General features: G+C 64.8%; 1 pseudogene. It reads left to right on the plus strand.

The annotated features are described in order from the left end of the window. Nucleotides 1–27 precede the first annotated feature (27 nt). Nucleotides 28–651 (plus strand): annotated as a pseudogene (locus FGX59_RS37230) (IS5 family transposase); the annotation flags it as partial.

Here is a 651-nt window from a genome sequence, read left to right on the forward strand (position 1 = left end):
GCGAATCCAGCGTGGTAGCTGGTCTGCATGAGCAGACCCATCCCGCCGAGCTACAAGACCAAGAACTGGCCGGCCTACAACGAAGCGCTGAAGCGGCGCGGCTCCCTTACGATCTGGTTCGACCCGGACATGGCCTGGGCACCGCCGCCTACGGGCAAGCGAGGCAGGCAGCCACAGTATGGCGATGCCGCGATCCAGACATGCCTGACGATGAAGGTGCTTTTCGGCATGGCGCTCCGTCAGATCGAGCCATGGGAACGCCACTGGTCCGAGTGACCATGGCGAGGCGGGTTCGCGGAGAGCCTTCTGCGGCTCGTCGGCCTCGACTGGACGGTGCCGGATTTCAGCACGCTGAGCCGACGACAGAAGACGCTTGCCGTCACCATCCCCTACCGTGGCTCGCAGGGGCCGCTGAACCTGCTGATCCCCTCTCGGGACATTGCTCCGCAATGCCCTGCCGGGCAGCGGACAGCACCGGCAACAAGGCGGAGGGCGAAGGCGAATGGCACGCCCGCAAGCATGGCGGCGCGAAACGCCGTCTGTGGCGCAAGATCCACATCGGTGTCGATGAACAGACGCTGGAGATCCGGGCCATTGAGGTCACCGGAAGCCACATCGGTGACGCGCCCATGTTGCCTGAGCTTCTTGACC

The sequence above is a fragment of the Poseidonocella sp. HB161398 genome, from assembly GCF_005870025.1.
Taxonomy (GTDB): Bacteria; Pseudomonadota; Alphaproteobacteria; order Rhodobacterales; family Rhodobacteraceae; genus Mangrovicoccus.